The sequence below is a fragment of the Paracoccus sp. 08 genome, assembly GCF_024105395.1.
GTDB classification, from domain to species: Bacteria; Pseudomonadota; Alphaproteobacteria; order Rhodobacterales; family Rhodobacteraceae; genus Paracoccus; species Paracoccus marcusii.
Genome location: NZ_WEKR01000051.1, coordinates 1 through 11,573, shown reverse-complemented (window position 1 = coordinate 11,573; position 11,573 = coordinate 1). Strand labels below are relative to the sequence as shown.

The 11,573-nt window shown below is 58.6% G+C and carries 14 protein-coding genes and 1 pseudogene; 2 read left to right on the top strand and 13 right to left on the bottom strand.

What is annotated here, in order from left to right:
* Window positions 1–878: 878 nt before the first annotated feature.
* Window positions 879–1,412 carry a hypothetical protein gene (locus GBO37_RS13860; protein WP_157001820.1) on the top strand — a complete coding sequence of 178 codons (534 nt, stop codon included), beginning with the start codon at window positions 879–881 and terminating at the stop codon, window positions 1,410–1,412.
* 133 nt (window positions 1,413–1,545) lie between these two features.
* Here the strand turns inward: GBO37_RS13860 and GBO37_RS13855 are convergent, their stop codons facing one another.
* From GBO37_RS13855 to GBO37_RS13825, 7 genes and pseudogenes are all read right to left on the bottom strand, one after another.
* Window positions 1,546–1,785, bottom strand: a complete 240-nt coding sequence (locus GBO37_RS13855) for a hypothetical protein (RefSeq protein ID WP_045984334.1) — start codon at window positions 1,783–1,785, stop codon at window positions 1,546–1,548.
* Window positions 1,786–1,872: 87 nt separating this feature from the next.
* Window positions 1,873–2,289, bottom strand: coding sequence for a type II toxin-antitoxin system VapC family toxin (locus GBO37_RS13850; RefSeq protein WP_052714992.1), 417 nt, complete (start codon window positions 2,287–2,289; stop codon window positions 1,873–1,875).
* On the bottom strand, window positions 2,289–2,534 hold the full coding sequence (locus GBO37_RS13845) for a type II toxin-antitoxin system VapB family antitoxin (protein ID WP_045984336.1): 246 nt from the start codon (window positions 2,532–2,534) through the stop codon (window positions 2,289–2,291). Before GBO37_RS13845 ends, GBO37_RS13850 begins: the two co-directional genes overlap by 1 nt.
* 203 nt (window positions 2,535–2,737) lie before the next feature.
* On the bottom strand, window positions 2,738–2,983 hold the full coding sequence (locus GBO37_RS13840) for a hypothetical protein (RefSeq protein ID WP_157001822.1): 246 nt from the start codon (window positions 2,981–2,983) through the stop codon (window positions 2,738–2,740).
* A gap of 545 nt (window positions 2,984–3,528) precedes the next feature.
* A protein-coding gene (locus tag GBO37_RS13835; RefSeq protein ID WP_252929618.1) for an IS5 family transposase occupies window positions 3,529–4,286 on the bottom strand; the annotation gives its coding sequence in 2 pieces (ribosomal slippage) (window positions 3,529–3,962 and window positions 3,962–4,286; 759 coding nt in all).
* A gap of 139 nt (window positions 4,287–4,425) precedes the next feature.
* On the bottom strand, window positions 4,426–4,683 hold the full coding sequence (locus GBO37_RS13830; protein ID WP_045984187.1) for a hypothetical protein: 258 nt from the start codon (window positions 4,681–4,683) through the stop codon (window positions 4,426–4,428).
* A pseudogene (locus GBO37_RS13825) lies at window positions 4,658–4,801 on the bottom strand (IS481 family transposase); the annotation flags it as partial. The pseudogene GBO37_RS13825 and the gene GBO37_RS13830, both read right to left, overlap by 26 nt.
* A 434-nt stretch (window positions 4,802–5,235) precedes the next feature.
* On the opposite strand from GBO37_RS13825, the gene GBO37_RS13820 reads away from it, so the two are divergent.
* The gene (locus GBO37_RS13820; RefSeq protein ID WP_252929617.1) at window positions 5,236–6,498 is read left to right on the top strand and encodes a zinc-dependent alcohol dehydrogenase; all 1,263 of its coding nucleotides are present in this window, start codon (window positions 5,236–5,238) and stop codon (window positions 6,496–6,498) included.
* 163 nt (window positions 6,499–6,661) lie between these two features.
* Here the strand turns inward: GBO37_RS13820 and GBO37_RS13815 are convergent, their stop codons facing one another.
* From GBO37_RS13815 to GBO37_RS13790, 6 genes are all read right to left on the bottom strand, one after another.
* On the bottom strand, window positions 6,662–7,693 hold the full coding sequence (locus GBO37_RS13815) for an IS110 family transposase (RefSeq protein WP_252929616.1): 1,032 nt from the start codon (window positions 7,691–7,693) through the stop codon (window positions 6,662–6,664).
* Window positions 7,694–7,805: 112 nt separating this feature from the next.
* Window positions 7,806–8,563 (bottom strand): IS5 family transposase gene (locus GBO37_RS13810; protein WP_157001753.1). Its coding sequence is split into 2 segments (ribosomal slippage): window positions 7,806–8,245 and window positions 8,245–8,563, totalling 759 coding nucleotides; the frame shifts between segments, so codons are not numbered across the junction.
* A 63-nt stretch (window positions 8,564–8,626) separates the two neighbouring features.
* Entirely contained in the window at window positions 8,627–10,066 is a 1,440-nt protein-coding gene (locus GBO37_RS13805) for a DUF4942 domain-containing protein (RefSeq protein ID WP_252929615.1), read from the bottom strand.
* Window positions 10,063–10,515 (bottom strand): hypothetical protein, encoded by a 453-nt coding sequence (locus tag GBO37_RS13800; RefSeq protein WP_252929612.1) that lies wholly within the window; start codon window positions 10,513–10,515, stop codon window positions 10,063–10,065. Before GBO37_RS13800 ends, GBO37_RS13805 begins: the two co-directional genes overlap by 4 nt.
* Window positions 10,512–10,967, bottom strand: a complete 456-nt coding sequence (locus GBO37_RS13795; protein ID WP_252929611.1) for a hypothetical protein — start codon at window positions 10,965–10,967, stop codon at window positions 10,512–10,514. The genes GBO37_RS13800 and GBO37_RS13795 overlap by 4 nt, the downstream gene beginning before the upstream one ends.
* A 29-nt stretch (window positions 10,968–10,996) precedes the next feature.
* Complete coding sequence (locus GBO37_RS13790; protein WP_045984290.1) at window positions 10,997–11,254, bottom strand: hypothetical protein; 258 nt, start codon at window positions 11,252–11,254, stop codon at window positions 10,997–10,999.
* Window positions 11,255–11,573: the final 319 nt, after the last annotated feature.

Sequence of the window (11,573 nt, the reverse complement as noted above, 5' to 3'; positions counted from 1 at the left end):
GGTCGGTCGCGCAAGGACCAGCAGGACGGATCGGTCACAGACGCACAAGGGGACCGTGGAATACCGTAGGCCCGCAGGGGCAAGGATATGCCGCGAAAGCCCCTTGGGTGGATGGGGGCGATCTGTCAGGCGCAGGACGCGACCAGGCCGAAAGGTGACAGTCAGGCCCGTCCCGTCGCGATAAGGAACGCCACGCAGGGGGCGTTTGGCTTGTCCAAATCCCCCCGGAGGGGCGATCACCGCGCTTGCGCGGGGATCTCGGTATTCTGGAAAGGGAAGGGGGGTTGCTCTGCTGCATCGGCTGTCACAGGCCACCCGGTTGCCCACAGGCTGACGCTCGATCCCTGTGGTCTCGCTTACAGCCTGCTCCGGTCCCGCGCCTTCACTCCCAAGGTCGTTCCCGGCGCGCGACTGGACAACCGGGTGCCCTCTGCCAGCCCTGTCCAGCCCTGACCGACCAACGGAAGGGCAGGGCCTTGCAGGCGTCGAGCTGGACGCGCCTTCATAGAGCGAAGGAAGGCGAGACGTCCTGTGGGCAGGCTGGCCCTTGCGCGAGCGATCGTGACCCGAAGGGCCGAGACTATAGCCCTGGGCCGACTATTGCGCCCCCGCGCGGGCTGGCTCGGAGAGACAGGCCGCGCGGGATCAGGCGCAAAGGAGGGGCAGGGCGATAGGCTCGGGGCGCAGGCCGGTGCAGCCGGCCAAGTCTAGAGCGCGGTCCCTCGGGGCGGGCGGTCCAGGGCGATCAGCCCTAGACCGACCAACGCGAGGGACGCCGCCAAAGCACGTTTTCAAGGTTTTTGAAACACTGGAAGTCATTCTAGTTGCCACCTCACTAGATTTTACTAAAGAACACATTGATGTAAAAAAGGTGGCGCATGAATAAAGAAGATGCTGGCGGCAATTTACCTTCCGACATAAGCCCTGATTATACTAAACATGGAAAAGAGGGGTTAACCCAACAGGCAGTTAAAACTCTGAATATAAATAAAGATAATAAGGCATCGCAATTAAATTTGAATTCTCAGCAGCCCAAGATAGCGGCTCAACCGATCAAAGTTAAAATCCCGGTAAATGCAGCCCCTAAAAAAAACAACCCTGCTGAATACGACCCATGGGAAATCCTTGCCGTATTGATACCGATGCTTATAGTAATTGGCGTTCTATTATATCTAGATTACAAAGGGGACAGTTGGATTGCCGCCAATAAAATTATTATTGAACTACGCACAAAAACCGCGGGGTTCTTAGGCGTTTCATCTGCACTTATTGGTGCCTTTATTGCAGTCTTGGTAGAACTTAGCCCTAAAGACTTTCAAGACTTAAAGTTAGCCGGTGCTATTTTTCGCTTCTGGGGGGCAATGTTTGCATTCGGCGCACTGTACGTCGCCATTTTGATCCTGACAACGTAAAAAAAGTAAATATTGCACCATTGCTTTATCAATTAATCCGAAAGGCCGCCCATTTGGCGGCCTTTTAAGTCTAATTAGAGAATGTCTCTGCTTTTTATCTATGAGATTACTTCAATTTATTGCCGCGGCTCCCTTAAGGGATTAACGGTAGTAAGTCTATAGTTAGACTTATAAGCCTAGCCGCATGGAACATTACATAATTGAATGCGTGAACCGCAGCGCCAATCAAACCGCACAACACGATGAATAGGAAAACCACCATGCCATCGGAAAGTGAGCTGACTTTGCCCGCAACGCGGCGCGCTTCGTCAGCCGTCTTGCGGCGCTTGTGCGCCCAGTAAAAGAACGCAGCGCCATTCTGAGAATAACCCATTCTTCATCTCCTTTGCGACAATCTTTTTCACAAAAAAAAATACGTGGCGCAATAGGATGAAGTGGCTATCACAGAATCAGCGTTTTGTCACTTGAGATCCGTTTGCGAAAAATCGTTGCCCTTGTAGAGCAACTTGACATGATAGGCTTTAGCGCAAGCGTAGGCAAAGCAGTCGCCAAAGTTCAACTGAGCCGGATGGTTCACGGTCTTCCCGTAGGTTCGCGCGGCTTCTTGTGCCAAGCGTCCAATGCCTCCCGTTATGTGAATATCTCGCGCGCCTATGACGTCCAGGAAGTCATTGACGATCCGTTCGGCACGTTCGTGCGTTTCAGCATTTCGGCCCGTGTCCCCTTCAAGGCGTCGAGCGATGGCAAGCGATGCTTCGAACCGCGCCAGCGGTGAGCAGTAAAGCTGCCCCTGAAAACCCTCGATGTGCTGAAGATGGGCCGTGGCATCTGGTTCGTCGCCCAGGATTGCAACGATCACGGACGCGTCCAAAAACATCAGGTGTCACCCCACATTTCATCACTAAATTTCTTCATGTCGAAGTCTGGATTCACTGCACCAAGGTCTGCGACACGAGATTGCAAAGGCTTGATTCTATCGAAGATCGAGGTTTGGTTCAGCTTCGCATCAAGCGCCGCCTGTAGCGCGTCTCGCACTGCGTCTGTTTTGGTCTTCGCACCAGTGAGGCGCATGACCTGCTCTGCAAGAGCATCAACCTTGTCGTCACGGATGTAGAGCGGCATCGAATATCCCCGGTTGCATATCCCTGATATTAGCAAACGAATATCCTACCGTCTAGGTCCGCATGGCCGTAAGGCCGTGCTGCGGCGCGCAAGCGCCGGGCCGGTGCGGTAGGGTTCTTGGACCCTGCCGCACCGGCCAACTAAAGCTCAATGTTACTCATGTCAGAAGATCGCCGCCGATGAGGTGGAGCGGGGTACTCAGGTCATCGTTCCGAAAGGTATGTTTGATGGGCGGCTTGGTCGGTGCTTGCGAAAGATAGCTGGTGCTTATCTGAAAAATGGCGCAGATCGCACAGCGCATATTCTAATAGATCACCGACATGCCCTTTGCATTCAGGGTAGAGCGCAGTCAGCATTGCAAAAATTATTTCTGCCTGGGATGCTTGTGCAATGTCCTGCTCCGTAAGACTCTTAAAATTACCCGCTGCTCCACAATCAGTCAATGCCACTTAATAACCTTTCATAGTATGCTATGCCAAGTTATACCTTACCTTGCTGAAGACGATCATGCACTATTTAATAACTAAAAAATATATTTTACCGTTTGGACATTGATGGTGGGTTGCCAACTAATCCTAGTATTTCATATATTCCGCTTACAGGGTTCAGGACATACAACGCATTTCCGCGCAATTCGATTTCCAGAACATCAAAACGACGCCCGACCCCATCAAAAACAGAAAGTATTTCTTCAGCCATCGCGCGGCTAATCTCTGCCTTGCACGAATGCTCTAGTCTCATTGATCCCAACATAAAATCGTCACCCTCTTGAACACTGGCGGGACTATTAGAGCGGTCAGCGTGCAAGTGTAGTGCTTAGACCAAAAGGACAGTTCAAAAGGTCAGATTGTGATTTTGATTTGACAAAACCTTGCGGCCACGCCTCAGGCCCGCCTGGCAGGGTCGAGACGTGCGGGGCAGTGCGCCAGGGACCGGTGTGAGAGGGGGGGGGGGGGGGGGGGGGGGGGTGGCTAGGGTCCAGACTCATTGAATTTCACAGCCAGAACAAGACGGTTGCGGCGAGCATGATCGCGGAGAAGAAGGTTTCCGGGCAGCGGTCGTATCGGGTGGCGACGCGCCGCCAATCCTTCAGACGGCCGAACATGATCTCGATGCGGTTGCGCCGTTTGTAGCGCCGCTTGTCGTATTTGACGGCCTTCCTGCGGGACTTTCGACCGGGGATGCAGACCTTTATCCCCTTGTCTTTCAACGCTTCTCTGAACCAATCAGCGTCGTAGCCCCTGTCAGCCAGCAGCCAACCCGCCTTCGGCAGACTGCCCAGAAGAGCCGCGGCGCCTGTGTAGTCGCTGACCTGGCCGGCCGACATGAAGAACCCGATCGGCCGCCCCGTGGCATCGGCAACGGCGTGCAGTTTGGTGTTCATGCCGCCTTTTGTCCGCCCGATCTGGCGTGCGCGCCCCCCTTTTTCACGCACAGGCTCGACTCCGTGCGGTGTGCCTTGAGATAGGTCGCATCGATCATGATCGTCTTGTGCTCGGCGCTCTCAGCGGCCAGGCCGACCATGATCCGGGCGAAGACCCCGTTGTCACTCCAGCGCTTCCAACGGTTGTAGAGGGTCTTGGCGGGCCCGTATTCCTTCGGCGCATCACACCACCGCAACCCATTGCGGTTGACGAAGATTATGCCGCTGAGAACGCGGCGATCATCGACGCGGGGCTTGCCATGACTCTTGGGAAAGAACGGCTTCAGGCGTTCCATCTGGGCATCGCTCAGCCAGTAAAGATTGCTCATCGATCAGGTCTCCTTGCGGAGCCTGAATCATGCCAAACGCCTGAAATCAATGGGTCTGGAGCCTAAGCAATAAGGGCAATAACCGTCCATAATATTATCCGTTCATTTTGCATTGTTCTAACGATACAGAAAAAAACTTTTAGTAACGACTATTCTGCTTACTTAATTTGACGCCTTTGCCAGCTCCGGTTGGGGCGATCTTCAACCGCAACCCTGCGCCGATGATGTAGCTCCTGAGAATATCCGGTTGTATCTGCGCGGCTTCATTCAGCATATCCGCCAAGATACCTGTATTTTTCTCGGCTTCACGTTGGAAGATCCGCCGGTAATCCCTGCTATCGAGATAGAGGTTGAAGATTTCATAGTCGATGTTCTTGGCGCTTGCGCCATTTCGCAACCGTCTTTGGGTTGATCCCCAGATCCCGGCTCAACGTCGCGAGCGAAGCTTGCGATCGTTGTATTGCAGCTCTGACGGCGTACGTGGTCGTGGCGCTTCCGTGACGAACCTGGCCCATAATGCTTCCTTCCATTCCTGGGAAAGGATCGCACCATCAAACTGTGGGATCAAACACCTAACCTGGCTCTGATGATGTGACCGCCCCCCGACGGCATCTGATGTGCCAGGGTGGGTCTGCAACGATCCACAAAGGGGAGCGGTCACATCATCAGAGCCCAAGCTAACTCATCCCCAAGTTTGTGACCGAATGATGGTCCTAGCAGCTCGGGCTCGGTTTTGAGAGTCGGGGTGGGCCGCGAAACGGCCGTTTTACGAACAGTTTGAGCCTGATGTCGCGGGTGAGCTCGCCGATCGCTGCCCGAAAATGGCTGCTCGTTCACGGATCCGACAGACGGGAACCATGCCGCAGCCCAAGGCGTTGAGCGCTTTAGACGAGGTCCTTACGACGGGGACGTCCGATTAGATGGGGAAACGACTAGATGGGGAAACGACATGCGCGCACTATGCTGGCACGGTAAGGGCGATGTCCGAGTCGACACCGTCGCGGATCCCGAGATCAAGCACCCGCGCGATGCGATCATCAAAGTAACCGCCTGCGCGATCTGCGGGTCGGACCTTCACCTGCTGGATGGATATCAGCCTACCATGGAGGCCGGCGACATCCTCGGCCACGAGAACATGGGCGAGGTCGTGGCGCTCGGGTCCGAGGTCACCAACCTCAAGATCGGGGACCGGGTGGTGGTGCCGTTCACCATCAGCTGCGGCGATTGCTGGTTCTGCAAAAAGGGTCTGTTTGCGGCCTGCGATCGGACCAATCCGAACGCCGAGATGGCCGCCAAGGCGATGGGCCATTCGCCCGCCGGGCTGTTCGGCTTCAGCCACATGCTGGGCGGCTACTGCGGCGGCCAGGCGGAGTATCTCCGCGTGCCGATGGCGGATGTCGGTCCGATCAAGATTCCCGACAACGTTACCGATGAGCAGGCCCTCTTCCTATCGGATATCTTCCCGACCGGCTACATGGCCGCCGAGAATGCGCAGATCGAGCATGGCGACACCGTCGCGATCTGGGGCTGCGGTCCGGTCGGCCAGTTCGCCATCCGCTCCGCGCTGATGATGGGCGCCGGCCGCGTGATCGCGATCGACGAGGTGCCCGAACGACTCGCCATGGCGGAGGCCGGTGGCGCTGAGACGATTAACTTCGCCGAAACCGATGTCTATGACGAGCTGCAGGCGCGAACCAAGGGCCGGGGCCCCGACAGCTGCATCGATGCTGTCGGCTGCGAGGCGGCCGCGCACGGGGCGGCGGACGCGGTCATGGACAAGGTGAAGGCAAGCATGATGCTCGCCACTGATCGCGTCCACGTCCTGCGGCAGGCGATCATGAGCTGCCGCAAGGGCGGCACGGTCTCCGTGCCCGGCGTCTACGTCGGGATGGGTGACAAGCTTCCGATCGGTGCAGCGATGAACAAAGGACTAACGATCAAGCTCGGCCAAACCCACGTGCAGCGCTATACTAGACCGTTGTTGGAAAAAATCGTCGCGGGCGCGATCGACCCCAGCTTCGTGATCACCCACCCGGCCAGTCTTGAAGACGCGCCAGAAATGTACGCTAAATTCCGCAGTCAAGCAGTTTCACGCATGCGCCGTTGTCCGCAAAGTAGCGGTTTCAAGTTTGGTCTGATCGTCGCACGTCTGGCACAGCACCTTCGTCTGAGATCACCTGGGTGTATGCTTCGGTCTGTGGTCGGCGCATAGGCCGCCAACATGATGCTGGTTCAATGCAGGTCCGATGTGCCCATCTTGTTGGCGTGCTCGATGTGGTTCGGCAACAGTCCTGACCACGGCATCATCGGAACCGCGTCCCATGGGGACCTCGAAGGCCTGCGGTCAGGCAGGCAACGGTGGAGTGCTTGGCCGATCAGGCTGCATGCGGAACCTCAATCTCGGATCGGAAGATTGTGCCGTCAGTCCATATTCGGTGCAGGATCACGCTGATGCGCCGGGCAAGGGCGACCATGGCCCGTTTCGCGCCACGACGGCGCACGACCTGCAGGGCCCATGTTCTCAGCCACGTCAAGCGGCCACGATGCATCATGACTGTTGCCGCCTGGCACAGCGCCCGCCGCAGGTTGACGTCCCCTGCTTTGGTGATCCCGCCAGAGATGTCGCGTTCGCCTGACTGGTTGCGTGAAGGCGTGAGGCCGACCCATGGCCCGACCTTCTTCGACGATGTGAACCGCGAGGGATCATCAACTGCGGAACGATAGGTCAGCGCCACGACCGCGCCCACGCCCGGCATCGACATCAGACGGTGGCAGACAGGGTCGTCTTGCGCCAACTGACGGACCCGGCGTTCCAGTCCTGCAAGCTCCTGTCGAAGGGATGCCCGCGCCCGCAGCATCGGCTCCGTCGCGGCAAACAGCATCGGGTTGTCTGCCGTCAGCTCTCGGATGCGGTGCTCGAACCTGCCGCGGGAGATCGCGCCGACCTTCAGCCCGAAGTTCCGCAGCAATCCACGCAATGACAGCTCCAAGGTGATAAAGCCCTGCTGCACGGCTTTGCGAGCACTCAGCAGAGCGCGCACCTCCTGTGCCGAGACGGATTTGCAATGAACGGGCCGGAACCAGCCAAGATGAAGCAGGCGCGCAATGCCTTCGGCATCCCGTCGGTCCGTCTTGATCGGCATCGCCTTCAGAGCACCCTTCACCTGACGGGTCTCCATCAGCACTACACTCAGGCCCGCCTCGGTCATGCCACGATGCAGCCATTGCGACAGCGGACCGGCTTCGAGACCGACGACGGCGATGGTGCCGTCCAGGTTCTCAATCCAGCGCGCCAGCGCTTCCGGCTCGCTGGCCGCCTGCGCCTCCCTCACGATCTTCCCATGCTCGCTGATGACGCAGATCGCGGTCTTCTCCAGCGACACGTCCAGTCCGACAAACAGCTTCATCCCGCAGTCCTCCCGATGGATCCAATACGGGAATGGCGCCAGATTGCCCTCGGTTTGACAACGGTAACGGGCAGGTCGCAGCGCAGGCCCCGTTACGGCATCTCGTTCTTGATCACAGCCAGAACAGAACGGTTGCGGCCAATGCGATTGCGGAAAGGTAGGTCTCCGGGCACCTGTCGTAACGTGTGGCGACACGTCTCCAGTCCTTCAGACGACCGAACATGATCTCGATGCGATTGCGCCTTTTGTAGCGGCGCTTGTCGTATTTTATGGTCTTCTTGCGCGACGTCCTGCCGGGGATGCAGGCTTTTATCCCTCTGTCCTGCAACGCTTTTCGAAGCCAGTCGGCGTCATAGCCCCGGTCTGCCAGAAACCAGTCGGCCTGCGGCAGGCTGTCCAGAAGCGCCGCCGCGCCGGTATAATCACTGACCTGTCCAGCCGACATGAAGAACCGGATAGGTCTTCCTTTAGCATCGGTGACGGCGTGCAGCTTTGTGTTCATGCCGCCTTTCGTTCGACCGATCTGGCGACCGCGCCCCCCTTTTTCGCACGTAGGCTGCAAGCCGTGCGGTGCGCCTTCAGATAAGTCGCGTCGATCATAATCGTCTTCGGATCGGTTGCCTCGGCGGCCAGGCCCACCATGATCCGGGCGAAGACACCGTTATCGCTCCAACGCTTCCAACGATTGTAGAGGGTCTTGGCCGGTCCATATTCCCTCGGCGCGTCGCACCATCGCAAGCCGTTGCGATTGATGAAGATAATGCCGCTCAGCACCCGAAGATCATCAACTCGCGGACGGCCATGGCTCTTGGGGAAGTAGGGGCGAAGGCGCGCCATCTGCGCTTCGGTCAGCCAGAACAGGTTGCTCATCGATCAGGTCTCCTTACGGCGGCCTGAATCACGCAAAGGACGTAAAATCAATGGGTCTGGAGCCTAGCACTTCTGAAGGGTCAGCACCACGGTGTTGATGCGGACGCCCACGCTGGCGAAGCTCTCGGGCGGCAGGTCGCGCCATTGGTGGCACCGATAGCCGCGCGGAGAATGCTGTGCGGCCCATGCCCGGAACCGCTCATGCTTGGCAGTCGATCCGACTTCGGCGGACGCGGGCAAGATCGCGCGCAGCTCGCCACCGGGCGCAAGGAAGTCCCACGCGTGCTTGACGTGATCCATGAAATGGGTGCCCGAAAACGGCGGGTTCATCAGGATCAGGTCATAGACCGGCGCAGGCGTGACCTTCAGGAAATTTGCGCAATGAACCTTCAGCGCAGGGTGGGCCATGCCCCGCAATGCCGCCGCCCGGTCAGGGTGGATTTCAATAGCGTCCACGGTCGCGCCCATCTGCAAGAGGGGCCGAACGATGGCGCCGATCCCGGCGCTTGGCTCCAGAACACGGGTGCCCGCCTTGATCGTCAGATCAGAAAGCAATTCTTCGACCGTCGCCGCAGGCGTCGGGTAGAAGGCAAGATCCTTGGCAACGGCAGTGCCCGCGCGGAAGTCGGCGGGCTGCTCGTCGGACGCGGCGGCATCGGCCAGCACTTCGCCGTAATAGCTTGCCAGGACCTGATTGACCTTCCGCAGCAGCTCCGCGTCTTTCACCCACAGGTGCAGGTTGCCGTTCTTGAAGCATCGGGCGGTGAAATACTCGGTCTCGATCTCGGTTTGCCGTGCGCCCCATCCGCCGCGTCGGGCGGCATTGATCGCGCCCTCAAGGTCGCCATAGCTCCGCTGGCCGGACAGTTGCGAAAACACCCGCTCGACGTCCGCCAAGGTGCGCCGCATCTGTTCGCCCCTGCCGGAATAGGACCAATAGCCGCCATCATCGAAAACCCATGTGAAAATCATGCGTTTGCCGATCTTGAACGCGTCGTGGCTTTTGAAAGCCGGGTCCAGTTCGGAAAAGGCGCGGGCCACGCCCCGCATAAAAATCAGGTCGGCATCGAGGGTCAGGCGTTCCAAGGTGGCGCGGATGTTCTCAAGCGTCGGCTCGGGCATGTCATCCGCGCCCATCTGCTTGTCCAGCTGGTCCCGCTCGGTGCGGTCCATGATTTCCTTGAGGCGGCTTTCCTCAACGATCCGCAGCCAGATTGCGGCATCGAGGGTGCGCTTATACCGGGCCAGGACGGCAACAGGATCAAAGGCGGAAAACAGGGTCGATTTCACGGCCTCGTTGTCGCTGTAGTGCAGATAGCAGGAATGCCCTGCGGTTGCTCCCTTGGCCGTCTCGGCCGCGTCCAGCGCGCGGCTGTAGCCGTCCGACAGGGTGCCGATGGCGTCCTGCATCTGCGTCAGCGCGGCCTCACGGGCGGCGCAAATGCTCATGATGTTCATCGGTGCGACCAGTGCGCCGGCGCTGAATGTGGTGCGGGTGTTCATGCTGCTGCCTCGCTCTCGATGGCTTCAAGGATTTGCTCGCGCAGCTCGGACAGCGGGTGCGCGTCGAAGTCGTCACCGCGAAAATCCTCCGGGTTGTCGTATCCGGGGATTTCGTCGTGGATGCGTTCGGCCAGACGGTCGGCAAGATCGGCCAGCGTCCCGGCGACAGTGATAGTCTCAAGGTCGGCATACTCGAACCGGGCTGCCGCGTTCCGGGACAAGGCGGCGAGGGCAAGGCCCGCGTCGTCGGCCTCGCCGTCATGGACAAGCCGCCAGCCTGCGCCGGTGTTGCCATAGATCGACCAAAAAGCCCGGCGTGCAGGGCTGCAAACCTCGATGGCTTCCGCATCCGTGCCTTCGCGGATCATCCTGACCGGCGACACGCGAAAGTCGGTAAAGGTGGCGGGGGTATCCCCCGCCACAAAACCGTTGAAGGAAAACCCGCTCATGCCGTTGCCTCCTGCTTTGCCGCAAAGGCATCGAGCATCAGGCAAAGCGTCTCCATTGTGGGCGGATCGCCATAGACGACAGTGCGCCCGGCCAGTTCGGGGTCGGCTTCACACTTGGCCCGAACGGGCAAATCGTGATCCAGATAGGCGTTCACGGTGAAACGGAATTTCCCGGTCCCGGCGTCGTAGAAATAGACGTGCCACTTCACGAGCTGGTCGGGATTCTCGTCGGCTTCCGCAAACAGTTCTTCCGCTGCGATCCGCTGAACCTCCAAGGATCGGGCGCAATCGCGGATGACACCATTGCTTTTCGACCCGTCAAAGGCCGCGCCTTCGCGGATGCCAAACGCGTTTCCGGGGCAACGCTCCCGCACAAGGCGGGCCAGGATTTGGGCACTCCGGGCGCTGCCCGTCGCTGCGACATAGGGGGCGGGGTGCATGTCGATCTGCACGACAGAAAAACGGGTCATCTTCGGCTCCCTTACTGGCTCAGGGCCGAATAGGTGCCTTCATCCTCATAGCGGATGATGGCATCGCCGGTCTGGGACAGGCCGCCCCAGAAGGGGCCAAGGAAACCGGCAATCTTGGGCTGGCCCTGCAACTCGGCGCGCAGGCTCGTGCGGGTCTCGGTCCCGGTGATTTCGGTGCCCATGTCATCGACCCATGCGGCAAGGTCATCGGTCACAACGCGGCTCATGCCGCTGTCGTCGGTCATGGTGATAATTTCAAAAAGTGCCATTTGGCGTTCCTTGTGGTGGTTGGCGTGGTGCGCTTTCTGCGCCCCTTCCGCACCTCCTTTTTACTATGTTTAACAACGCTTTCCCACTTATTTATTGCCGTTTTCGGCAATTAAATAGCTTGACCAAAGCACCCCCTTCGGACTTCTTTTGATGCCTGAGGGGAGGGAGCGCACAGCCCCGTAAGGGGCCAAAAAAGAAACTGTCACCGCAACGCGGTGCCCGCATTGGTGACGGTCGCGGATCGGCGCCTGGCCTGACTTCTTCGTCAGCCTTCGGGTCGGTCGCGCAAGGACCAGCAGGACGGATCGGTCACAGACG

What these genes read in the sequence shown, in the direction of transcription:
- GBO37_RS13805 (WP_252929615.1), bottom strand. Translation starts at nt 10,066, where the DNA reads ATGAACACCCGCACCACATTCAGCGCCGGCGCACTGGTCGCACCGATG.
- GBO37_RS13790 (WP_045984290.1), bottom strand. Translation starts at nt 11,254, where the DNA reads ATGGCACTTTTTGAAATTATCACCATGACCGACGACAGCGGCATGAGC.
- GBO37_RS13800 (WP_252929612.1), bottom strand. Translation starts at nt 10,515, where the DNA reads ATGAGCGGGTTTTCCTTCAACGGTTTTGTGGCGGGGGATACCCCCGCC.
- GBO37_RS13860 (WP_157001820.1), top strand. Translation starts at nt 879, where the DNA reads ATGAATAAAGAAGATGCTGGCGGCAATTTACCTTCCGACATAAGCCCT.
- GBO37_RS13855 (WP_045984334.1), bottom strand. Translation starts at nt 1,785, where the DNA reads ATGGGTTATTCTCAGAATGGCGCTGCGTTCTTTTACTGGGCGCACAAG.
- GBO37_RS13845 (WP_045984336.1), bottom strand. Translation starts at nt 2,534, where the DNA reads ATGCCGCTCTACATCCGTGACGACAAGGTTGATGCTCTTGCAGAGCAG.
- GBO37_RS13820 (WP_252929617.1), top strand. Translation starts at nt 5,236, where the DNA reads ATGCGCGCACTATGCTGGCACGGTAAGGGCGATGTCCGAGTCGACACC.
- GBO37_RS13815 (WP_252929616.1), bottom strand. Translation starts at nt 7,693, where the DNA reads ATGAAGCTGTTTGTCGGACTGGACGTGTCGCTGGAGAAGACCGCGATC.
- GBO37_RS13850 (WP_052714992.1), bottom strand. Translation starts at nt 2,289, where the DNA reads ATGTTTTTGGACGCGTCCGTGATCGTTGCAATCCTGGGCGACGAACCA.